At 41.8% G+C, this 23,890-nt stretch carries 17 protein-coding genes and 1 other annotated feature; all 17 genes read left to right on the top strand.

Going from position 1 to position 23,890, the window contains the following annotated elements; translation table 11 throughout:
* Nucleotides 1–2 precede the first annotated feature (2 nt).
* The 17 genes from GKG41_RS09415 to GKG41_RS09335 all read left to right on the top strand — a co-directional run bounded on the left by GKG41_RS09415 (nt 3) and on the right by GKG41_RS09335 (nt 23,574).
* The gene (locus GKG41_RS09415) at nt 3–1,472 is read left to right on the top strand and encodes a histidine kinase (protein WP_154258264.1); all 1,470 of its coding nucleotides are present in this window, start codon (nt 3–5) and stop codon (nt 1,470–1,472) included.
* A gap of 190 nt (nt 1,473–1,662) precedes the next feature.
* Nucleotides 1,663–2,739, top strand: a complete 1,077-nt coding sequence (locus tag GKG41_RS09410) for an ABC transporter substrate-binding protein (RefSeq protein ID WP_154258263.1) — start codon at nt 1,663–1,665, stop codon at nt 2,737–2,739.
* Nucleotides 2,740–2,832: 93 nt separating this feature from the next.
* A complete protein-coding gene (locus tag GKG41_RS09405; RefSeq protein WP_154258262.1) occupies nt 2,833–3,036 on the top strand; it encodes a hypothetical protein in 204 nt (67 codons plus the stop codon).
* A 78-nt stretch (nt 3,037–3,114) separates the two neighbouring features.
* Nucleotides 3,115–4,182 (top strand): ABC transporter substrate-binding protein, encoded by a 1,068-nt coding sequence (locus GKG41_RS09400; RefSeq protein WP_154258261.1) that lies wholly within the window; start codon nt 3,115–3,117, stop codon nt 4,180–4,182.
* Nucleotides 4,183–4,301: 119 nt separating this feature from the next.
* Nucleotides 4,302–5,813, top strand: a complete 1,512-nt coding sequence (locus GKG41_RS09395) for a sugar ABC transporter ATP-binding protein (RefSeq protein ID WP_154258260.1) — start codon at nt 4,302–4,304, stop codon at nt 5,811–5,813.
* Nucleotides 5,813–6,871 carry an ABC transporter permease gene (locus GKG41_RS09390; protein ID WP_154258259.1) on the top strand — a complete coding sequence of 353 codons (1,059 nt, stop codon included), beginning with the start codon at nt 5,813–5,815 and terminating at the stop codon, nt 6,869–6,871. The genes GKG41_RS09395 and GKG41_RS09390 overlap by 1 nt, the downstream gene beginning before the upstream one ends.
* Before the next feature lie 14 nt (nt 6,872–6,885).
* Entirely contained in the window at nt 6,886–7,905 is a 1,020-nt protein-coding gene (locus GKG41_RS09385) for a sugar ABC transporter permease YjfF (RefSeq protein WP_154258349.1), read from the top strand.
* Nucleotides 7,906–8,091: 186 nt separating this feature from the next.
* Nucleotides 8,092–8,355, top strand: coding sequence for a metal-sensing transcriptional repressor (locus GKG41_RS09380; protein ID WP_154258258.1), 264 nt, complete (start codon nt 8,092–8,094; stop codon nt 8,353–8,355).
* Between the two features lie 30 nt (nt 8,356–8,385).
* Nucleotides 8,386–10,947 (top strand): heavy metal translocating P-type ATPase, encoded by a 2,562-nt coding sequence (locus GKG41_RS09375; RefSeq protein WP_154258257.1) that lies wholly within the window; start codon nt 8,386–8,388, stop codon nt 10,945–10,947.
* 53 nt (nt 10,948–11,000) lie between these two features.
* Nucleotides 11,001–11,299, top strand: a binding site (T-box leader).
* Nucleotides 11,300–11,367: 68 nt separating this feature from the next.
* Nucleotides 11,368–13,086, top strand: coding sequence for a biosynthetic-type acetolactate synthase large subunit (ilvB, locus tag GKG41_RS09370; RefSeq protein ID WP_154258256.1), 1,719 nt, complete (start codon nt 11,368–11,370; stop codon nt 13,084–13,086).
* A gap of 13 nt (nt 13,087–13,099) precedes the next feature.
* Nucleotides 13,100–13,597: an acetolactate synthase small subunit gene (gene ilvN, locus GKG41_RS09365; RefSeq protein ID WP_154258255.1), complete on the top strand. Its 498-nt coding sequence runs from the start codon at nt 13,100–13,102 to the stop codon at nt 13,595–13,597.
* Nucleotides 13,598–13,738: 141 nt separating this feature from the next.
* On the top strand, nt 13,739–15,724 hold the full coding sequence (locus GKG41_RS09360) for a sodium-translocating pyrophosphatase (protein WP_154258254.1): 1,986 nt from the start codon (nt 13,739–13,741) through the stop codon (nt 15,722–15,724).
* 464 nt (nt 15,725–16,188) lie between these two features.
* Nucleotides 16,189–19,314, top strand: coding sequence for a lantibiotic dehydratase (locus tag GKG41_RS09355; RefSeq protein WP_173015690.1), 3,126 nt, complete (start codon nt 16,189–16,191; stop codon nt 19,312–19,314).
* Nucleotides 19,311–20,960 (top strand): ABC transporter ATP-binding protein, encoded by a 1,650-nt coding sequence (locus GKG41_RS09350; RefSeq protein ID WP_154258252.1) that lies wholly within the window; start codon nt 19,311–19,313, stop codon nt 20,958–20,960. Before GKG41_RS09355 ends, GKG41_RS09350 begins: the two co-directional genes overlap by 4 nt.
* Nucleotides 20,888–22,012, top strand: a complete 1,125-nt coding sequence (locus tag GKG41_RS09345; protein WP_173017952.1) for a lanthionine synthetase C family protein — start codon at nt 20,888–20,890, stop codon at nt 22,010–22,012. The genes GKG41_RS09350 and GKG41_RS09345 overlap by 73 nt, the downstream gene beginning before the upstream one ends.
* Nucleotides 22,005–23,345: a lanthionine synthetase LanC family protein gene (locus GKG41_RS09340; RefSeq protein ID WP_154258250.1), complete on the top strand. Its 1,341-nt coding sequence runs from the start codon at nt 22,005–22,007 to the stop codon at nt 23,343–23,345. Before GKG41_RS09345 ends, GKG41_RS09340 begins: the two co-directional genes overlap by 8 nt.
* A gap of 55 nt (nt 23,346–23,400) precedes the next feature.
* Nucleotides 23,401–23,574: a hypothetical protein gene (locus tag GKG41_RS09335; protein WP_154258249.1), complete on the top strand. Its 174-nt coding sequence runs from the start codon at nt 23,401–23,403 to the stop codon at nt 23,572–23,574.
* Nucleotides 23,575–23,890 lie beyond the last annotated feature (316 nt).

Below are 23,890 nucleotides of genomic sequence, written 5' to 3'. Positions count from 1 at the left end.
CTATGATGATGAAATTATCTCTGAGAAAGCGGCTTACTGTGCTTACCTGCAGCATATTGGTGCCATTGTGTATCCTGGTGCTCTCTCTGACTTTTATGCTGCTTTCTTACGGACAGAAATATGACAGTGTTGTAAATAACATTTCAGTGGTCAACCGATATAATACTACATTTAAAGACTGTGTGGATTATACTGCGTACCGCATGGTAATCGGGGGAAAGACTGCAGATGAACTGGTGGCGGCCAAGGATCCCAGGGATCAGTATGAGGGGCAGAGGATCCAGGATCCGAAGGAACTGATTGGAAATGCCAGAACGGATTTTCAGTATCTGCTCACTGTGACAAAGGACCAAAAAAATGCCAGAAGGATACGCTGGATATTAAAGTGCCTGAATACTCTGGATGACAGCATTAACAAGATGGAAAAACAGGTGAAGCTTAGCGGGTACTATGCGGACAATATGAATATCCTGATCAACGGAATCTATATTATTACAGAAGATGTCCAGGAAAACATACAGGAATATGTTTACTATGAAACTTTAGGATTTGAGGAAATCCGCCAGGATCTTTCCAGCAGCATCAGTCACTCGGTACAGATAAGTACAGCCGCTCTGATTGGGATACTGGGCATCAGTATACTGATCTCCAGAAAAATTGCAAACAGTGTAACAAACCCCATCCGGGAATTATGTGCTGCCACAGAGCTGGTTGCCCACGGGGATTTTACTTCCCCTACGGAAATTGACTCCGGCAATGAGCTCCAGGTACTGACCAACAGCTTTAACCATATGAAGGGGGCCATCGCAGTCCTGGTGGAGGATATTAAGAAAGAACAGAAAAAGCTGCGGGTTACGGAGCTGCGCCTTCTCCAGGCCCAGATTAATCCCCATTTTCTCTACAATACGCTGGATACGATTATGTGGCTGGCTGAGGGCGGGGATACGAAACAAGTTGTGCAGATGGTATCCGCCTTATCTGATTTTTTCAGAACTGTGCTCAGCGAGGGCAAGGAAATGATTACCATACAGGAGGAGGAAGCGCACATCCGCAGCTATCTGATTATCCAGCAGTTTCGCTATCAGGATATTATGGAATATGAGATTGACATTGAACCTTCCTTATATACAAACCTGATTTTAAAGCTCACCCTGCAGCCACTGGTGGAAAATGCACTGTATCATGGAATTAAAAACAAAAGAGGCGGAGGGAAAATTTGGGTAAAAGGATACAAGGTGGAAAACATAATTGTATTTAAGGTTACAGATAACGGGATCGGGATGGATGAGGAAGAGCTTAAGGCCCTGGAAGACCATGTAAAAGAGCGTAAAGGAAAAAAAGGCGGCAGCTTTGGCCTTAGAAATGTAAATGAGAGGATTCAAATTACATACGGGGACGAATACGGTCTGTCTTTTGAGAGCAAAAAGGCCTGCGGTACCACAGTGACAGTCACCTTGCCCGCACTTGGTTAAAAGAAATTATACCTTTTTCAAAAAATATCTAACAAACAGCCAAAAACTAAAAAAATCGTAAGATAAAATACAAAATAGAGGAAGTTTTCGGTTTTTTTTATTTTTAAACTTGGTAGAATTAGATACATCAGAAGGATGTAAAAAACATCTGAATGGATACTATTAAACTATAATAAGGAGGAACTAAAGTATGAAAAGAAAGGTATTAAGCGCGTTATTATGTGCAACAATGATGGCAGGGATGCTGGCAGGCTGCGGAAACGACTCTTCAGAATCCACTTCCACTGACACAGAGACAAAGACAGAGAGCACAGATACTGCAGAAGCTGGGGATGAGGCTGATGCCAGTGACGCGAAAGCAGGAGATGACGATTTAATCGTAGTTGGTTATGCACAGGTTGGTGCAGAGTCTGACTGGAGAACTGCTAATACAGAATCCTTCAAATCTACTTTTACAGAAGAAAACGGATACAAGCTCATCTTTGATGACGCACAGCAGAAACAGGAAAACCAGATTAAAGCAATCAGAAGCTTTATTCAGCAGGATGTAGATTACATAGTAGTAGCACCTGTAGTAGAAACCGGATGGGAAACCGTACTTCAGGAAGCAAAAGAAGCAGGAATCCCTGTTATTCTTTCTGACAGACAGATGGATCTTTCCGATGACTCTCTGTATACCTGCTGGGTAGGCGGAAACTTCGTAAAAGAGGGTGAAGACGCAGGAGACTGGCTGGCACAGTATCTGGAGTCTAAAGGAAAAGGCGAAGAAGAAATCAACATCGTAACCTTACAGGGAACTATCGGAGCATCTGCTCAGGTTGGCCGTACCGAAGGTTTTGGAAACAAACTGAAAGAACACAGCAACTGGAAGATGTTAGATATGCAGACCGGAGAATTTACACAGGCAAAGGGCCAGGAAGTTATGGAGTCCTTCCTGAAATCCTATGATGATATCGATGTAGTAATCGCAGAGAATGATAATATGGCATTCGGCGCAATCGACGCTATCAAAGCAGCAGGAAAGACCTGCGGACCAGAGGGCGACATCACAATCATCTCCTTCGACGCAGTAAAAGCAGCATTTGAGGCTATGATCGCAGGCGACTTAAACTGTGCGGTAGAGTGTAACCCATTACACGGACCTCGTGTAGCTGAAATCATCCAGAAGTTAGAAGCTGGTGAAGAAGTAGAGAAGATTCAGTATGTAGACGAAAGCGTATTCCCGGCTGATACAGCAGCTGAGTTCATCGACGGACGTGCATACTAATCAGAATATCTGAAGCAAATTAAATCATCTATCACAGGTCCCCGGAGATTTTCAACAACTCCGGGGACCTGTTTGTTTCCAGGCGGGGATTCTATGATTTCTGAGGGAAAAGATGAACAAGTTTTAAAAGAATATACAAGCAGAAAAAGAAGCAGGAGAGGAATTGTATTTCCAGGAATACAAAAAATAACACACTTTTTTCCAATTAAATTGTACAAAACTTCTTTTGAGCAAAAAAATCAAAAAATATATTACAAAACAGCGGAGCCTCTCCGTTGTTTTTTATATGGAAATTGATAGAATTAATACTGTAATCAGGGTGCAGAGAGCACCGGAAGATAAAGAATAATAAAAATGTATATAAGGAGGAACAACATGAAAAGAAAGGTATTAAGCGCGTTATTATGTGCAACAATGATGGCAGGGATGCTGGCAGGCTGCGGAAACGATTCTTCAGAATCTACTTCCACTGACACAAAAACAGAGAGCACAGACACCGCAGAAGCTGGGGATGAAGCCGACGCAGCAGATGCGAAGGGAGACGATGATTTAATTGTAGTTGGTTATGCACAGGTTGGTGCAGAGTCTGACTGGAGAACTGCTAATACAGAATCCTTCAAATCTACTTTTACAGAAGAAAACGGATACAAGCTCATCTTTGATGACGCACAGCAGAAACAGGAAAACCAGATTAAAGCAATCAGAAGCTTTATTCAGCAGGATGTAGATTACATAGTAGTAGCACCTGTAGTAGAGACCGGATGGGAAACCGTACTTCAGGAAGCAAAAGAAGCAGGAATCCCTGTTATTCTTTCTGACAGACAGATGGATCTTTCCGATGACTCTCTGTATACCTGCTGGGTAGGCGGAAACTTCGTAAAAGAGGGTGAAGACGCAGGAGACTGGCTGGCACAGTATCTGGAATCTAAAGGAAAAGGCGAAGAAGATGTAAATATTGTAACCTTACAGGGAACCATCGGAGCATCTGCTCAGGTTGGCCGTACCGAAGGTTTTGGAAATAAACTGAAGGAACACAGCAACTGGCATATGTTAGATATGCAGACCGGAGAATTTACACAGGCAAAGGGTCAGGAAGTTATGGAGTCCTTCCTGAAATCCTATGATGATATTGATGTAGTAATCGCAGAGAATGATAATATGGCATTCGGCGCAATCGACGCTATCAAAGCAGCAGGAAAGACCTGCGGACCGGACGGGGACATCACAATCATCTCCTTTGACGCAGTAAAAGCAGCCTTCGAGGCAATGATCGCAGGCGACTTAAACTGTGCGGTAGAGTGTAACCCATTACACGGACCCCGTGTTGAGGAGATTATTCAGAAGTTAGAAGCTGGCGAAGAAGTAGAGAAGATTCAGTATGTGGATGAAAGCGTATTCCCGGCAGATACAGCTGCTGATTTCATTGACGGACGTGCTTATTAATAATTAAAAGCATTCGCAACGATAGAAGGCCAAGGGCGGTGAGGCAGGGGAGCCTTATGTAAGGCTCCCCTCTCATGCCTTAGAATAACAGTGATGAAAACAGGAAAGGCGGAGATGATATGGAGCAGGATATCGTATTAACCATGCGAAATATTGATAAAAACTTCCCAGGCGTAAAAGCTCTGCAGAATGTGGATTTTACTCTTAGAAAAGGTGAGATTCATGCACTTATGGGAGAAAACGGAGCAGGTAAATCTACTCTGATCAAAGTATTAACAGGCGTTGAAGAATTTGAAACAGGTGAAATAAAGATAGAGGGCATTGACCATCCCATCATCAACAAATCCCCTCAGGAGGCTCAGATTCATGGAATCAGTACTGTGTATCAGGAAGTTAACTTATGTCCTAATCTGTCAGTAGCTGAAAATCTGTTTATCGGCAGGGAACCCAAAAAGGGAGGCATGATTGACTGGAGAACTATGAACAAGAAGTCTAAGGCTTTACTGGAAGGTCTGGATATTCATATTGATGTAACTGCGGCACTTGAAAATTATTCCTTAGCTCTTCAGCAGATGATTGCTATTGCCAGAGCGGTGGATATGTCGGCTAAGGTTTTGATACTGGATGAGCCTACGTCATCTCTTGACGACGGTGAGGTGGAAAAACTCTTCCATCTGATGAACCGACTGAAAGAACAGGGCGTTGGAATTATCTTTGTTACCCATTTCCTGGAACAGGTATATGCGGTATGTGACAGAATTACAGTACTCAGAAACGGTACGCTTGTTGGGGAATATAAGATAGAAGATCTTCCAAGAGTACAGCTGGTTGCAAAAATGATGGGTAAAGATTTTGATGATTTGGCTGCCATTAAGAAAGAAGGGGCCTCAAGCGTTAAAGATGAAGTCATTATTGATGCCAGACAGCTGGGCCATAAAGGCACGATTAAACCTTTTGACCTGAAGATTAATAAAGGAGAGGTCATCGGTCTTACCGGCCTGCTAGGATCCGGGCGTTCCGAGCTTGCCAGAAGTATCTATGGAGCGGATAAACCAGATTCCGGAGAGTTGTATGTAAAAGGAAGCAAGTTCCATGCAAATACACCACTGGATGCTATGATGCAGGGAATGGCATATCTGCCGGAGGACAGAAAGGCAGAAGGAATCATTGCGGATCTTTCTGTGCGCGAGAATATCATCATTGCCCTTCAGGCAAAGCGCGGTATGTTCAAATTGCTGAGTAAGAAGGAGCAGGAAGAATTTACCGACAAATACATAGATCTGCTGCAGATCAAGACTGCTGACCGGGAAACTCCGATTAAACAGCTCAGCGGCGGTAACCAGCAGAAGGTAATCCTGGGCAGATGGCTTTTGACTAATCCGGATTTTCTGATTCTGGATGAGCCTACCCGCGGTATTGATATCGGTACTAAGACCGAGATCCAGAAGCTGGTGCTTAAGCTGGCAGACGAGGGTATGTCTGTGATGTTCATTTCTTCTGAGATCGAAGAAATGCTTCGTACCTGCAGCCGAATGGCTGTACTTCGTGACGGCTCCAAGGTTGGAGAGCTCAAAGAAGAAGAACTCTCTCAGGATTCCATCATGAAAGCAATCGCAGGAGGTGCAAATTAATGGAAAAATTAAAGAAGATTACAAGCTATCGCCTGTTTCTTCCACTGCTGTGTCTGGCTATTGTGTTAATGATTAATATTATTACAACACCTACCTTTTTCCAGATCAGTGTGAAAAACGGGGTATTATATGGTTATATTATTGACGTTATCAACCGTGCCAGCGAGCTGGTAATTCTGGCCGTAGGCATGACACTGGTAGTATCCTCCTCCGCAGGAACCGACATCTCTGTGGGTGCGGTTATGGCGGTGGCAGGCGCTGTGTGCTGTTTTGTTCTGGCTGGAGGCCAGCAGGCAGTAAACGCTTATTCGAATCCTTACATTCTTGGATTTTTAGCGGCTCTTGTTGTCGGTGTTATCTGCGGATGCTTTAACGGCTTCCTGGTTGCGAAGATGAAAATACAGCCTATGGTTGCCACATTGATTCTGTTTACCGCTGGCCGTGGTATTGCACAGCTGGTAACAAAGGGACAGATTACTTACATCCGTGTGGACAGCTTTAAGTTACTGGGATCTAATATTCCGGGGCTGCCTCTGCCGACACCTATTTTCATCGCAATTGCAGTTGTCATTATAACCGTAATTATTTTGAAGAAGACGGCCCTAGGTATGTATATACAGTCCGTAGGTATAAACTCCAGGGCATCCAGGCTGGTGGGCCTGAAATCCACAATGATTATCTTCCTTACTTATGCATTCTGCGGATTATGCGCAGGTATCGCAGGTATGATTGCAACATCCCGTATCTATTCTGCGGACGCGAATAATATCGGTCTGAACATGGAGCTGGATGCCATCCTGGCTGTTGCCTTGGGCGGCAACTCACTGGGAGGCGGAAAGTTCTCTTTGATGGGAAGCGTTATCGGAGCTTACACCATTCAGGCGCTGACCACAACATTATATGCCATGAGTGTTTCTGCTGACCAGATTCCGGTATATAAGGCAATCGTAGTTATCGTAATTGTAGCACTGCAGTCACCGGAATTTGCTAAGATTAGAAAAAAAATTGCAGGTAAATTCCACTCAGAAAAAGCAGAATCCAAGAAGGAGGTGGCATAATGGATAATAAGAAAATGAAAAGCAAGAAGAATATAGACGGTAATGCGTTCTTACTGCTGATTACCATCGTGCTGTTCTTCGCCATGTATATCATTGGAGTCATTGCATTCCATCAGCAGGGATTCGGTAAGACCCAGAACTTTTTAAATCTGTTTATTTCCAATGCCGGTCTGATTGTCATTGCTGCCGGTATGACGGTAGTCATGATAACAGGAGGTATTGATATTTCTGTTGGTTCCGTGGTTGCCCTGACTTGTATGATGCTGGCCTGGATGATGGAGAATAAAGGTATGGGAGCAATCCCGGCGGCTATCATTGTACTGGTAATGGGACTGGTATTCGGTTTTGTACAGGGGTGGTTGGTAGCCTATCTAAAGCTGCAGCCCTTTATCGTAACACTAGCGGGAATGTTCTTTGCCAGAGGTATGACGGCTATTATCAGCCAGGACATGATCAGTATTAAAAATGAAATGTTCTTAAGCTGGGCAAAGTATAAAATATATCTTCCTTTTGGAGGATATGTAAATAGAAAAGGAGTAATGATCTATCCTTATATTTACCCAAGCGTTATCATCGCACTGTTAGTGCTGGTAATCGTGTTTATAATGCTGAAATATACCAAGTTCGGACGTTCTATCTACGCTGTGGGCGGGAATGAGCAGTCAGCTCTTCTCATGGGACTGAACGTAAGAAAAACAAAACTGAAAGCTTACATACTGGCTGGATTTCTCACAGGCCTGGGCGGATTTCTGTTCTGCCTGAATACCTGTTCCGGATTCGTAGAGCAGGCAAAAGGATTTGAGATGGATGCCATTGCATCTGCGGTAATCGGCGGTACGCTGCTGACCGGGGGTGTTGGTAATGTCTTCGGAAGTCTCTTTGGAGTATTAATTAAGGGTACTATAGAGGCATTTATTACCTTCCAGGGTACACTTTCCTCCTGGTGGACAAAGATTACCATTGCAGCGCTGCTGTGCTTCTTCATAATCCTGCAGAGTATCTTTGCATCTGCAAAAGCAAAGAAGAAAAAATAAAAAGGTAAAAAAGGGGACGTGTTCTTTCTAAAAGGAACACGTCCCAAAATCGATCTGGGGTGTCCCCAATTGATGTAAATTAAAATTGTCTAGTAAGTCTTGACAGTTTTATTTTTTTGCTTTATAGTATGACTATACCCCCGGGGGGTGTTATGAGGCGGCAGACATAAGGAAAGGAGTTCTGATATGCAGGCTGATAAGAAAAAAATCGCCCGGCTGTTAAAAACAGCCAGGGGTCAGATGGATGGTATCTTAAAAATGGTGGAAGAGGACAGGTATTGTATTGACATTTCACAGCAGCTGATGGCCACAGAGGCTATTTTAAATAAAGCGAATAAGGAGATACTTACGGCACATCTGAAGTGCTGTGTAGCGGATGCGAAAAGCGATGAGGAAAAAGAGGCTAAAATTGATGAATTAGTCTCTATGCTTGGTAAGATACTAAAGTAGTAGAAACGATTTAACGAAAGGAGAGCGCAGATGAAAGAAAAATTTGATGTAACTGGCATGACCTGTTCTGCATGTTCCTCCAGGGTAGAAAAATGTGTGGCAAAGTTAGAGGGCGTTCAGTCTGTGAGCGTCAATCTGCTCACAAACAGTATGCAGGTTGACTTTGATGATAGCAGACTGTCCCCGGGAGGCATTGCAAAGGCAGTGGAAAAAGCGGGATATGGCGCCAGCGTACATGAGGAAAAAGCTGGCAGTGACCGGAAGGCTGAAAAAGCAGAGGCAGGAGAGAACCCTGTAGAGGCACAGCTGAAGAATATGAAGTTTCGCCTGTGGATCTCTTTTGGATTTCTGATCCCTCTGATGTATGTATCCATGGGGCATATGGCAGGACTGCCCCTGCCCCCCTTTCTGGCTGGACTGGAGAATGCAGTGGGATTTGCACTGACCCAGTTTCTGCTGTGCCTGCCGATTGTCTATGTGAACCGGGTATATTATATCAAGGGCTTTAAGACATTATTCCACATGGCTCCTAACATGGACAGCTTAATCGCTATTGGCTCCACGGCGGCCCTGGTTTACGGGATCTTTGCTATCTATCGGATGGGATACGGTCTGGGCAGCGGGAATATGGAACTGGTAGAACAGTACCATATGGACTTATACTTTGAATCGGCAGCAATGATTCTCGCGCTGATCACCCTGGGTAAATATCTGGAAACCAGATCCAAGGGGAGAACCAGCGAGGCCATTACCAAGCTGATGGATCTGGCACCTAAGACAGCTGTAGTACAGCGGGAGAGCGGTCCGGTGGAGATTCCTGTTGAGGAAGTAGTGGTGGGTGACACTGTTCTTGTAAAGCCAGGTCAGAGCATTCCAGTGGACGGAGTGATTCTTGAGGGAAATACCAGTGTTGATGAAGCGGCTATCACAGGAGAAAGTATACCTGTGCAGAAATCGGAAAAGGATGCTGTCATAGGGGCAACCATAAATAAAACTGGGTTTATCAGTATCCGGGCTTCTAAGGTAGGGGACGATACAACTTTCTCCCAGATTATCCGGCTGGTGGAAGAGGCCAGTTCCAGCAAGGCCCCTATTGCTAAAATAGCAGACAAAATTGCAGGGGTATTTGTCCCGGTTGTTATGGGAATCGCTCTGCTCACTGCAATTGTCTGGCTGGTATCTGGAGCGACCTTCGAATTTGCCCTGTCTTCAGCTATCTGTGTGCTGGTCATATCCTGCCCCTGCGCCCTGGGTCTTGCAACTCCTGTGGCAATTATGGTGGGAACCGGCAAAGGTGCGGAAAACGGCATCCTGATTAAGTCAGGAGAGGCTTTGGAGACAGCACACAGCATACAGAGTGTGGTGATGGATAAGACGGGCACCATAACCCAGGGCAAACCAGTGGTTACCGATATCCTTCTCTTATCCGGGGACAAAGACAAACTACTACAGGCGGCTGCGGGTTTGGAAGCAAAAAGTGAGCATCCTCTGGCAGAGGCCATTATGGAATATGCTTCCCGGGAAGGGATTGCGGTACCTGCAGTTACAGAGTTCCAGTCCCTGCCCGGAATGGGAGTGGAAGGCAAGGTTGAGGGAAATCTTTACTACGCGGGAAATCTCCGGCTGATGCGGGAAAAGGCAATCAATACCCAGAAGTGTGAAGCACAGCTGTCCAAACTGGCCGACGAAGGAAAGACCCCTCTTCTGTTTGCAGACAGTAAAAAGGCAGTTGGAATTATTGGGGTAGCAGATGTTGTGAAGCCAACCAGCAAAGAGGCGATCCGCCGGTTTACGGAGATGGGAATTGAGGTTGTAATGCTTACCGGGGATAATAAGAGAACGGCTCAGGCCATTCAAAAGCAGCTGGGAATCCAGAAGGTTATTGCGGAAGTCCTTCCCCAGGACAAGGAAAGAGAGATAGCCAGACTCCAGGAAGAAGGCAAGACAGTGGCAATGATCGGGGACGGAGTGAATGATGCTCCTGCCCTGGCAAGGGCTGATGTAGGGATGGCAATCGGTGCAGGAACCGATGTGGCCATTGAAAGTGCTGACGTGGTTCTTATGAAAAATGATTTATTAGATGCAGTAACTGCAGTCCGCCTCAGCAAAGCGGTAATCCGGAATATCAAACAAAACCTGTTCTGGGCCTTTTTCTATAACAGCCTGGGAATTCCTCTGGCAGCGGGAGTCTTCTACCACTGGCTGGGATGGAAGCTGAACCCCATGTTTGGAGCTGCAGCGATGAGCTTAAGCAGCGTATTTGTAGTATCCAATGCCCTTCGTCTGAAGCTGTTTAAAAGCAGCAGCAAAACCTGGGAGTCTGCAGGGCAGCCGGCAGAAGAAGAGGCGGAAATAATAGAGAATGAAAAGGAGAGAAAAGTCATGAAAAAAACGATTAAGATTGAAGGAATGATGTGCCAGCACTGCAGAGGTGCTGTGGACAAGGCGCTGAACGCCATGGAGGGAGTAACTGCGCAGGTAAGCCTGGAGGATAAGGCTGCTTATGTGGAAATCTCCGGTGATGTCAGTGATGATATGCTGAAGCAGGCAGTGACAGAGGCCGGCTATGAAGTGGCAGGGATTTCAGAATAAAATCAGCTTGACAAATGCAGACATAGACTGTATACTATAAAAAATCAAATAAAATAAATGCGATGACAAGGAGGAGTACATACTCACCAAAGTCCCAGAGAGAAGATGGATGGTGTGAATCTTCACGGAGGAAGTATGGAAGTAGCCTTTGAGCAGTGAGACGAACAGGCGGTCTGCCCAAGTAGCACTCAACGTATCTTTCCTACGTTACAGGGAAAACGGTATCGATAGCAATGTCTGTACTGATAAGTGTGAAACTGTCAGGAGGTATACTATCCGTACTGGCAGAGTGCGGGAAGCAGCAGTCTTCCTGAATTTAGGTGGTAACACGGATGAGATATTCGCCCTAAGCTTACAAAAGCTTAGGGCTTTTTTATCGCAGTTATCCAGAAAAAACATATAAAAGGAGGGTCATTTCAAATGAAAGGAACAGAATTATTTGTAAAAGCATTGCAAAAAGAAGGTGTTGATTATCTGTTTGGCTACCCCGGCGGTTATGCCATTGATATCTTTGATGAACTCTATAAGCAGGACTCCATTCAGATGATCCTGCCCAGACATGAGCAGGGGCTGATACACGCGGCAGACGGGTATGCACGGGCCACAGGCAGGGTAGGTGTCTGTCTGGTAACCAGCGGACCGGGGGCTACCAATCTGGTAACCGGGATAGCCACAGCAAATTATGACAGTGTTCCTCTTGTGTGCTTCACTGGACAGGTACCAACGAATCTGATAGGAAATGACGCTTTTCAGGAGGTTGACATCGTAGGGATCACAAGAAGTATCTGCAAATATGCGGTGACTGTAAGACGGAGAGAGGATCTGGGGCGGATTATCAAAGAGGCATTTTATATTGCCAACACTGGTAAAAAGGGTCCTGTAGTAGTAGACCTTCCAAAGGATATTATGCTGGAAGAGGGAGACAGCTTGTATCCGAAGCAAGTATCCATCAGAGGCTACAAACCCAGCCAGGGGGTTCATATCGGTCAGATAAAAAAGGCTACGGATCTTCTGAAAAAGGCAGAACGTCCCCTGTTTTTAATGGGGGGAGGCGTTACGATCTCCAGAGGACAGGCGGAAGCGAAAAAGTTGGCAGAACACACTGGAATTCCTGTAATCACAACTATAATGGGGCGTGGGTCACTGCCTACAGACCATGAGCTGTACTTTGGAAATGTGGGAATGCACGGGTGCTATGCAGCAAATAAAGCCATCTCTGACTGTGACCTGCTGTTTTCTATCGGAACCCGGTTCAATGACCGTATAACCGGTAAGCTGGGAGAATTTGCCCCTAATGCAAAAATAATTCACGTTGACATTGATACGGCCTCTATCTCCAGAAACATACAGGTAGATATTCCTATTGTGGCAGATGCCCGGGATGCTATGGAGGCCATACTTAAAAATATGCCGGAGGGTGAGCATAAAGAGTGGGTTGCCCGGCTGAAGGAATGGGATCAGAAGCATCCCATCGACATGCCGGATGGGGAGGGCATCAATCCTCAGAAGATTATCCGGGAGATGAACCGGCAGTTTGAGGAGGCGATTGTAGTAACCGATGTTGGACAGCATCAGATGTGGGTAACGCAGTATCTGGAGATGACGGAAAAGAAACAGCTTCTCACCTCAGGCGGACTGGGGACTATGGGGTATGGTCTTCCGGCTGCCCTGGGAGCCCAGCTGGGGTATCCGGATACACCGGTCATCTGTGTGGCCGGAGACGGGGGCGTTCAGATGACAATCCAGGAAATGGCCATGGCAGCGGCTTATGAACTTCCTGTTATTCTCTGTATTTTTAATAACAGTTATCTGGGAATGGTACGCCAGTGGCAGCAGCTGTTCTACGATAAAAGGTATTCCTCTACCTGCACCAGGAGAAGAAAATCCTGTGAGGGCAAGTGCAAAGGACCGGGAACTCAGTGTCCTCCTTATGCCCCGGATTTTATGAAGCTGGCAGAGGGATATGGTGCAAAAGGGATGCGCGTTGAGAGAGAAGAGGATATCAGCAGGGCATTTGCATTTGCCAGAGAGAACAGGCAGGGACCAACCGTGTTAGAGTTTATTATACAAAGTGATGAGCTTGTGCTTCCCATGGTACAGGGAGGGCAGCCATTAAGTAATATGATACTGGAATGTTAGGAGGGTGAGAGAGATGAAAAAAAGATGGATTTCTTTATATGTTGAAAATCAGGTAGGCGTATTGGCTAAAATATCCGGGCTGTTCTCCGGAAAATCTTACAATTTGACAAGCCTTACGGTGGGAGAGACTGCCGATAAGACCGTTTCCAGGATGACCATCAGTGTGGACAGCGATGATGCAACCTTTGAACAGATAAAAAAACAGCTGAACCGCTGCGTTGAAGTTATCAAGGTCATAGACTTTACAAACATCCCTATTCACAGAAAAGAAGTGCTGTATATCAAAGTAAAGGATTGTGACGAGAGAGCGAAAACAGAGATCTTCCGGATCGCAGAGGTATTTGGACTCAATATCGCAGATTATGGAAAAAATGCCGTATTATTGGAATGCCTGCAGACCGAGACCAAAAATGATGACATTATCCGCCTGATTTCGGCAAATTTCCAGAATATAGAAGTGGTGCGGGGAGGCAGTGTAGCCATTGAATCCGTAAGTATTCAGGAGAAATAGACAAATTTACTCAAAGAATTCAAATGAAGTGTTGCTTTTTGTGAATAATGTATAGTAAAATGAGAAAGACAAAACTATACACGGGAAGTGCTCCGGGGGGAAAGGGGCACTTCCTGAAAAACAAAAAGGAGTGTTAAAGGTATGGAACAAGTGGTGTATGTAGCAGTGGTTGCTGGTATACTGGCGTTAGTGTTTGCTTTTTATCTGGCCAGCAACGTAAGCCGACAGGAGGACGGCAACGACAAAATGAAAGAAATTGCAAAGGCAATCAGTGAAGGTGCCAGCGCATTTCTCTTCTCCGAATACCGGATACTGGTAATCTTTGTGGCGGTATTATTTGTTGTAATTGGATTTGGAATCGGGAACTGGGTGACAGCGGTCTGCTTTCTGGTAGGCGCGGGTTTTTCAGTTCTGGCCGGCTACTTCGGCATGAATGTGGCTACAAAGGCGAATGTGCGTACAGCCAATGCTGCCAGGACAGGCGGCATGAACAAGGCTCTGACAGTGGCTTTCCACGGCGGAGCAGTTATGGGAATGTGCGTAGTTGGTCTGGGACTGTTAGGATGCAGTCTGATTTACGTAATTACGGGAAATGTGGATGTACTGTCAGGATTCAGCCTGGGTGCGTCATCCATTGCATTATTTGCGCGTGTAGGCGGCGGTATCTATACTAAGGCGGCAGACGTAGGCGCAGACCTGGTTGGTAAGGTGGAAGCGGGGATCCCTGAGGATGATCCCAGAAATCCTGCAGTTATCGCCGACAATGTAGGTGATAATGTAGGCGATGTGGCAGGTATGGGCGCTGATTTGTTTGAATCTTATGTAGGCTCTCTGGTATCAGCGGTTACTCTCGGGATTGTTGTATATCAGGCGAAAGGTGCTGTATTCCCTCTGGTACTTGCCGCAATCGGTATTATCGCATCCATTATCGGAAGCTTCTTTGTCAGGGGCGGAGAGAACAGCAAGCCCCATCAGGCTCTGAAAATGGGAAGCTACGTATCAGGCGGTCTGGTGCTTATCTGTTCCCTGATTATGAGCAAGGTATTTTTTGACGATTTTAAGGCAGCCGCAGCGATTATCGCAGGCCTGCTGGTTGGAATTGTAATTGGTATTGTGACAGAAGTTTATACCTCTGATGAGTACAAGTCGGTGAAGAAGATTGCCCAGCAGTCAGAGACAGGGCCGGCAACCACGATTATCAGTGGACTGGCAGTAGGTATGCTTTCTACCTGTGTCCCTATACTTCTAATCTGTATCGGTATCTTTGTGTCCTATAAAGTGTGCGGGCTGTACGGAATTGCCCTTGCGGCAGTGGGAATGCTTTCCACAACAGGCATTACTGTTGCGGTAGATGCCTATGGTCCTATTGCAGATAACGCCGGGGGAATCGCTGAAATGTCCGGTCTGGACCACAAAGTCAGAGAGATCACAGACAAGCTGGACTCAGTGGGAAACACTACAGCCGCCATGGGAAAAGGATTTGCCATCGGTTCCGCGGCGTTAACGGCTCTGGCATTGTTTGCCTCCTATTCCCAGGCTGTGCAGCTTCAGGTAATTGATATTCTAAACTCTAATGTAATTATTGGATTGTTAATCGGCGGTATGCTTCCGTTCTTATTCTCAGCTTTGACCATGGAATCTGTTTCCAAGGCAGCTTATAAGATGATTGAGGAAGTAAGAAGACAGTTCCGTGAGATTCCCGGCATTATGGAGGGGACAGGAAAACCGGATTATAAGTCCTGTGTGTCTATTTCCACCACAGCCGCACTCAGAGAGATGTTGATTCCCGGCGTGATGGCGGTATTGGCGCCTCTGGCAGTGGGAATTGTTCTGGGCACAGAAGCCCTGGGAGGCCTTCTGGCAGGTTCACTGGTGACCGGTGTGCTGATGGCAATCTTTATGAGTAATGCCGGCGGAGCCTGGGACAATGCCAAGAAGTATATTGAGGGCGGCAATCACGGCGGTAAAGGCAGTGAGGCCCACAAAGCGGCAGTTGTAGGCGATACGGTAGGAGATCCCTTTAAGGATACTTCAGGCCCGTCAATTAACATCTTAATTAAATTAATGACAGTTATTTCCCTGGTGTTCGCACCGCTGTTCCTGAGCATTGGAGGACTTTTGGGCTGATAGCCACAAAAAGTATAAAATGTCTTCACGAAACGTTCACAACTTTTACATGGGGAGGTCATAATTGGAAGGTATGATAAATGCATAGTAACAAAACGTTACTGCAATTAATTTTCTTTTTCATACTGCCTTGCAGCAATGTGAGGCATTCCTTCCACTAATAAGTATCATCATACTTTTTATAAAACTCCTCAAAAAAGGTCCTGTTCGAATGAACAGGGCCTTTTTGCTGTAAACATATCCGGATAAAACGCAAGATTGATAAAGAAAATGGCAGTATTGGGGATATACATATGTATAAATATCTGTAATAATGAGGTTGTAATTAAAAAAGAATGTAAATTATGTGTTTAATTTAAAAAAATCAGATTATAGCAAAAATTCAAATCGGTTTAAGACGATTATATTTGAGGGATTAAGGGAAGGATACGCTATATGGATATTTGTATGGCATGGTAATGTATATGGAATATATAATCGGCAATAACTTTCTTTTAAGGGCTCCCTTGCAGGGGTTTAATCAATTTTCAATAATGGAAATGTCAGATGACAGTACCAGTACAATCTTTAATATTTTGAAGGAAGATCCTATCTTTTGTGAAGCTTTGGCGATTGCTAACCTGGAATTATGGATGAAAATTAAAAAAGGAAAGTTAAATACTACACAGAGCGAAGCTATTATTAAATATTATATAAGATACCTTTCACGTTCAACCCCATATGGAATGTTTGCAGGTGTTCGGTGCGGTAATTTTGGGGAGGCGACAAGCTGCGAATCAGGCAGTGAGGAAGAAGCTGAAAAATATTGCCGCGTAGATATGGCTTGGTTTTATGGAGTCATCCAGACTTTAGAAAAGGATTTTGATGTAGTGTATAATACAAAAGTTAAATTTAATTCAGAATGCTTTATACATGGCGACAGAATTGTAAATCCTTATAATCATAATTATGGACAGTTAGATCACAGAGAAGGGTATTTTAAAAATTCTAAGATTAGATTTACGGGACAGGTTAAATTTATTAGGGATAATACAAGTGATTGGATTCCGTTTGAAAAGCTTTTTTATGCTTTTGTAAAGTATAATTTGAATGTTCCTAAAGATAAATTAAAGGGCTTTTTACTTAGTCTTATAGAAAATGGGTTTTTAATAACTGATATACGGGGAGGACTGTCAGAGACAGATCCATTACAGAATTTGCTGGATCAGCTAAAAGACTATAAACTAAATACTCAAAACAGTAATTATTATGAGAAATTATTAAAAGTCAATGAACTAAGACTGGAATATAGTAGTAAACCTTACGGAAAAGGGATAGATTTATACCAAAACTTGTGTGAAAAAATGGAGGAAATACATAAGAGCACAAATTATATAAACGTGATTTGTCAACACAGCATAGAGAAAATCTGTCTGAATCAAAATATAAGACAAGAATTAGAGCGTTTTGCAAATTTTTTGATTATAGTGTCGTCCTCAGATAATGAGCCGGCATACTTAACTAGCTACAAAGAAAGGTTTCTTGATAAATATGGAGCAAATATTGAAGTGCCGCTCTTAGAGCTATTCAACCCGGTAGCTGGATTAGGAAATCCTTACGAAATACCCCTGCTTAAAACGGGAAACGAATATAAAGGAAGTAAAAAAAGAGAATTAATAGAGAAATACTTCAAAGATAAGATTCTGTATTGCATTAAAAATCAGATAAGGGAGTGTGTAGTGGACGATGAGGATATCAAATACCTTAAGCATCTTCAAATCTCCCATAAAGAAAGTAAAATAACATATGCCAGTTCATTTGAATTAAATGCCGCCATTTTGGCAGAGAACACGGAACAAATCGATCAGGATAATTATAAAATTATTTTAGGCCATTGTATTGGGGCAAACCGAATAGGAAAGCTGACCAACCGTTTTTATAATGCTTTAAGTGATGCATATAAAGAAGAGATAGCTTTATTTTATAAAAAAGAAATTGACAATGCTAAATATTTGTATGCAGAGTCCATACATTTGCCGAGAGAGGGAAGAGTCAATAATGTAAGCGGTGGTAAAAAAAATTATAAATATCAATTAAATTATAACCTTGCCCCAGAGAAATATCAGACGGAAATATCTCTTCAGGATTTGGTTATTGGAATTAATAAAGACAATGATAGATTTTATATAAAATCTAAAGCTTACAATAAAATTATAGCTGCTGTTTCCGACAGTATGATTACGCGCTTGGATGATGATTGCTACATTAGGTTTCTGCGGGAGGTTACTTATGCATATCATATAGAGCCATTAGAAAATATTTATTATCTGCAGGCTAACGAAAGCAGGTATATCCCCCAGATAAGATACGGCAATGTTATTATACAGAGAGAGTGCTGGAAATTATATAGAGAAGATATGAGTACAATAGAAAACTATCATGATTTTACGATTAAGTTTTCTTCGTTCATGCACAAATGGAGACTACCAAGATGGGTATACGTGGGTATAGATGATAAATATCTGATTTTTGATCTGTTCAATGATATATGCATGCAATGCCTATACTCTGAAATTAAAAAAAGTCTGCGTTCAGCTGATTGGGTCATTCTGGAGTCTGCAGAGAGAGAAGCAGAGAGCAATACTTGGTTAACGGATAACAGCCAAAGGATATTTTTTTCCGAGATAACTGTTGAATGTATCAAACAGAACTTGATGGGCGCAGAAGGGACCATGGAAGGCTTTAATGACAAACTTAATTTACCAGATAAGAATAAGATTCTATACCCCGGACAGGAGGGATGGTATTATTTTAAGATTTATCTGGAGGAAAATCAGTGCAACGACTTTTTGAGGACACATTTAAGTGCTTTTGCAAAATATCTGTTAGAAAACCAATTAATAGATAAGTTCTTTTTTATCAGATATTCTGATCCGGATTTTCATATCAGATTCCGAATACAAGTTTCAAAGCCATTTGAAATCATACATATATTTAATCAATGGTTTGACAGAGACTGTATGAAAGGATTCAGTATTCGCTATACTATTGATATCTATGAAAGGGAATGTGAACGCTACGGAGGAGCAGCGCTTATTCATGAGGTTGAAGCCTACTTTTATCAAGACAGCTTATTAGTGTTACATATTTTACAATCAAAAGATGAGTGTGACGAAATATCCGAGGATTACATTGCAGTATCCGCAATCATTAATATTGCCAAACATATTATTAAAAATATGGAGAGGGCAGAGCTATATTTAAATAAGCTGATTAATCCGGACTTATTCCGAAGTGAATTCCAAAAAAACAGAGCGGAATATATGGGGATTCTGGAAAACAAGGGAAGGCTCCCCCTTTTCCTTCAGCAAGCAATGTGCAAAGTGGAAGAGAGTTTGGATCATTATTTTATAAAGATGAATCAAATATCTGAAAGTAACCATCTTAAAAACGATAGCTGGGACATTTTTTTATCCTTATGCCATATGTTTTGTAACAGGATCAGCGGTGACAGAAATTGGGAAACAAAGGTTTTGTCAATTGCACGACATACGTTACATGCTTGGAATGAAAAACAAAAGTATTTTGTTTCAGCAGGGAAAATAGAATGAATGATGAAACTAAAATTAAAGATATTGTTATTAACCTAAAAAAATGTTTTTATCTTATTTTAAGGTATAGCAGATTATATATGTGTGTGACGTTGTGCTTTTCAATTTTACAGGGCATATTTCCAGCTTTATCTTTAGTAGTTATGCAGAAAATCTTGAATAAGCTGCAGTCCGGTGACAGAGGTCTTTTGCCTTTTATTTACCTGATAATATTATATACATTAATAGATATGGCTTCCTCCCTGCTCTCAGCAATTTATAATTACTATTATACGAAGTTTCTTTCTCACTTTAATAAGTACATAGAATTGTTAAGACTGAAAAAGGGTGTTGATCTATCATTAAAAGATTATGAGAATGCGGAAATATATGACGTTATAAACAGGGCTCAGCAACAAAATGGGCAAACTGTTTTAAGCTTTTTTGGACAGTTTACTTCTATTCTGCAATTGGTTATTACCATATGTTCGTCGCTTATTATCCTGGCTAATTTTAGGACAGGATGGATTGTCATACTCATAATACTGATATTCCCATTTTTGAAGTATTTATTTACGTTAAAAATAGCAAAAATGCAATATGATATGAGATCCAGAAGAACAAAGGATGAAAGAAATATTTGGTATATTGATTATCTGATAATGACTGGCGTAGCATTCAAAGAAATAAGAATATTTGGACTGAAAGAATATTTTATAAAAAAGTACACTGCATTAATGGACAGGATTATCCAGCAGGATGTAAACTTGGCAAAAAAATCAATTTTTGTACAGACAGGATTGCTTCTGTGCGATCAAATAGCAGCAGGAGGTGCATTTTTATACCTGGTTTTTTGCGGAATTAAGCAAATTATTTTGATCGGGGATGTTGTTACATACACGAAATGTATATTCTCAATTAAAAATAACCTGGAAAGTATTTTCGAATACTTTAGCTCTATAGCGAATGAAGCTTTACTGATTGGTTGGCTTTTTGACTTTTTAGAGTTAAAAACTGCAGTCCCTTTAGAGGATTCTTCTGTCAAAATTTCTGGGATAGACAGCATTCAGATTATTCATTTATCTTATAAATATAAAGGTTCATCTGAATATTCGTTACGGGACATTAGCTTTACAATCAAAAAGAATGAAGTCTTAGGGATTGTGGGAAAAAACGGATCGGGTAAGTCTACACTTATCAAGATAATATTAGGATTATATGACGACTATGAAGGTGATATTTTAGTTAATAATATTAACTTGAAAACAATTAATAAAGAATCATATTATGAGTCTGTCAGCTGCGTATTTCAGGATTATATGAAATATGAGGCATCCTTAAAAGATAATATAGGTTACGGGGATCTGGAGCACATAGATAATACTATACAAATTGAGAATATATTAAAATATGTTAAATTAAAAGAAAACATATGGCAGGACGATGGAGTTGATGTGCTTTTAGGAAATTGGTTTGGAAAGAAACAACTTTCAATTGGAGAATGGCAGAGAGTAGCAATTGGAAGAGGAATCTTTAAGAAGAGTGAAAAATTGCAGAGTATGAGTCTGAGCCTGAAGGCTGCACAGGTACTTTGGTGTTTCTGGGTGAAGTATACCCATATCTGGATAATAAAGAAAAATGTATGGAATTTTCATATCTTATTATGAATGTATTAAAAAAGGAGATTCAGGAAAATGGAGGAACTTTTTCAGGACTGGGAGCCTTCGGAGGGCTGACAGAAATCCTCTTTGCAGCTAAAATATTTTACAAAAAGACAGGGGCATATGGAAAATTCCTTCAAACATTAGAGTCAATTGTCTGCCAGGAGGCCATAGGCTATACCGCTTGCTGTAAAGAGGAGATAGAAGAGCTGAAGGTGATTCATTATGATTTGATTAATGGTTTGACTGGTATAGCTATGTATTATTTATGGGATAGGAAATTAAGTGAACCTGAAAATTTTCTCCTCAAAGAAATCCTGAATTATTTTGTCACAATATGCTGTGCAAAAAAAACTTCAGTGCCAGGTTGGCATATAAAAACAGGAAACCAATATCGGATACAAGACGTAGAGGAGTATCCCCATGGAAGCATAGATTTTGGATTATCTCATGGCATGATGGGACCATTAATGGTTATGGCAGAGGCTTACAGTAAAAAAATAGTGGTAGAGGGTCAGAGGGAAGCTATTTGTAAGCTCGTAGATTTGTATATGATATTCAAGAAGGATATAAATGGTGTATTTCATTGGCCATCACAGCTGGACTTTACAGACTTCCAGCGATTGGAATGGAATACGGATAAAAGAAATAATAGGGTGAGCTGGTGCTATGGAAATATTGGAATAAGCAGAGCTCTCTATCTAGTAGGAAAAAATATATCGGATGGAGCTTTAATGGAGTTTGCCTATAAAAATATAATAGGCATTGCTAATCTCAATATTAATACCTATAAACTTGAATCTGCAATATTATGTCATGGGTATGGGGGGCTTTTATCCATTCTTAATGTTGTGAACAGAGAGAACTACAATAATTTACTGTATGAGAAAGAAATTTTATTAAGTGACATTATTATTAATAGTATAACCAGCCAACCTGATGTTAAAAGAAAGGAAGCTTTTCATAATTTTTTGTATAGCAGAACCGGGGAGCTTTTATCATTAATATCTTTATTTGCGCAGGAAACGGAATGGGAGAGGTGGTTGTACCTTGTATAATAATAGATGGATAAATAAAGAGAGAATAAACGGCACTATAGTAAAAGACCATTTAATGCTTGAACAGGTAATAGAAATATTGGACGCTTACTTTTGTAAGCTTGATAAGGATATAAATGATGGTAATATAGATGATTGTATATTATCTGACTATATTCTTGTTATGAGCGAAGGAATGGAGCTGTTTAGAGAAAAAGAAAGAGGACTTGACAATATATTTCTTGCAGTAAACAGAATAAAAAAAGGATTTGAGCAAAAGGGTATTCCCCAGACTGTCGGACTGTATGGCGGGGGAATCTCTGATTTCGGATATAGTTTAAATGTCATGAGTTTAGCTACTGATACATTTAAGAAATTCACAAATACCTACAATGATATAGCTTATGAAAGTATAAGTGACTTCTGTGACTTTGTTTTGGCAGAGATATATACGATAAAGGAGTCTTATTACGATGTGATCAGCGGTTTGGCAGGCAGTATGATTTATTTGGTGAAATGTCCGGAAAATAAAAAGAGAAATTTTACTATTATAAAAGTAAGCAGTTGTTTAGAATCGATTATCACCGGTGTGCATCCGTTTGGCAATGCTATGATTGAGAATTGGTTTATATCCAATGATAATATTTATGATGAAGAGCTGCGGATGAGATATCCCAGAGGATTATTTAATTTTAGTGTATCACATGGATTAATTGGTCCTATATTTGCACTGGCTAAAGCATCAGATATAGTAATGCCGAAATATGTATCCTTAAAAGTTGTGGAAAATGCACTTGAAACATACAGAGAATACAGCCGCAGGAATGAGGACGGCGTTACAGTTTGGCCGGGACAGTTAGACTTTGACAGCTACACGGCTAAAAGAACAGATGGTTCTGATAAACGGCAGAGTTGGTGCTATGGCTCTATAGGAATAACGGGAGCTCTCTATACAATCTCTAAATACATAAATGATAAATCGTTACAGGAATTTGCCTGTCTAAACAGCGAACGTATTGCCGGATGCCCCATTGATGAGTATGAGCTGGAATCTCCAATAATTTGTCATGGATATGCAGGCATGCTTCTCATTTTAGTAAAGATTTATCGTGATAAGAATAGTGACCTGATATACATGCAAATTATCAGGATAGTAAAAAAAATGATGGAATTGTATAATCCCGGATTAGGATATGGATTCAGAGATGTTCGCTACGATATCATTGAAAATATAGTACAAAAGTCATTTGTTGATGACAATAGTTTTTTGGAAGGAAGTTTGGGAATTGTAATAGCTCTGTTAAGTTTAGTGAAATGTAATGTTTATTCATGGGACAGATTATTATTAAATTAATGTAAAAATATGCATATTTCCTGCAGTGTACGGGGGGACAATAGGAGGAAAGCATATGAGTAAATATGATGAATTTGATCTGGATATTAAACGTGATAAAAAAGATGTAGGAAAAGCATCAAGTACCGCCGGGCAAAATGCAGCGGCTAATGTTCCTTCACCAGCAGTTACACAAGTTAGAACATGCACAAGGTGTACCTCTAGCTATGTGGGAGTTGCAAGATGCTAAGCTGATATTGACAAGTAAAAGCAGCCAAGAGTAAATAATTAGGTTCCTCCTGTACACTGCGTTATATCCGTGGAGGCGTTCTCGAAATGCGGGCATTTCCGTATATGTGAACGCCTCTTATTTATAGCCATAAAAGCTAGAAAAAGTGTTAAAAAATAAACGATAATATAAATTTAAACGAAGAAAATTCTGTAAATCCAACACTGTGTGCAGAATATTGAGCATAAGAATGATGAATTTGCATTCTGCGGAGCCCAGCGGACTCTGATGCGTTTCAGAGCGGACGCTATGCGGATCATAACGGACGCCCCAAAAC

This window comes from Lactonifactor sp. BIOML-A5 (genome assembly GCF_009677585.1).
GTDB lineage: Bacteria > Bacillota > Clostridia > Lachnospirales > Lachnospiraceae > Lactonifactor.
Note: the sequence above shows the minus strand (reverse complement) of the source record. Positions and strands in the feature narration are given on the sequence as shown.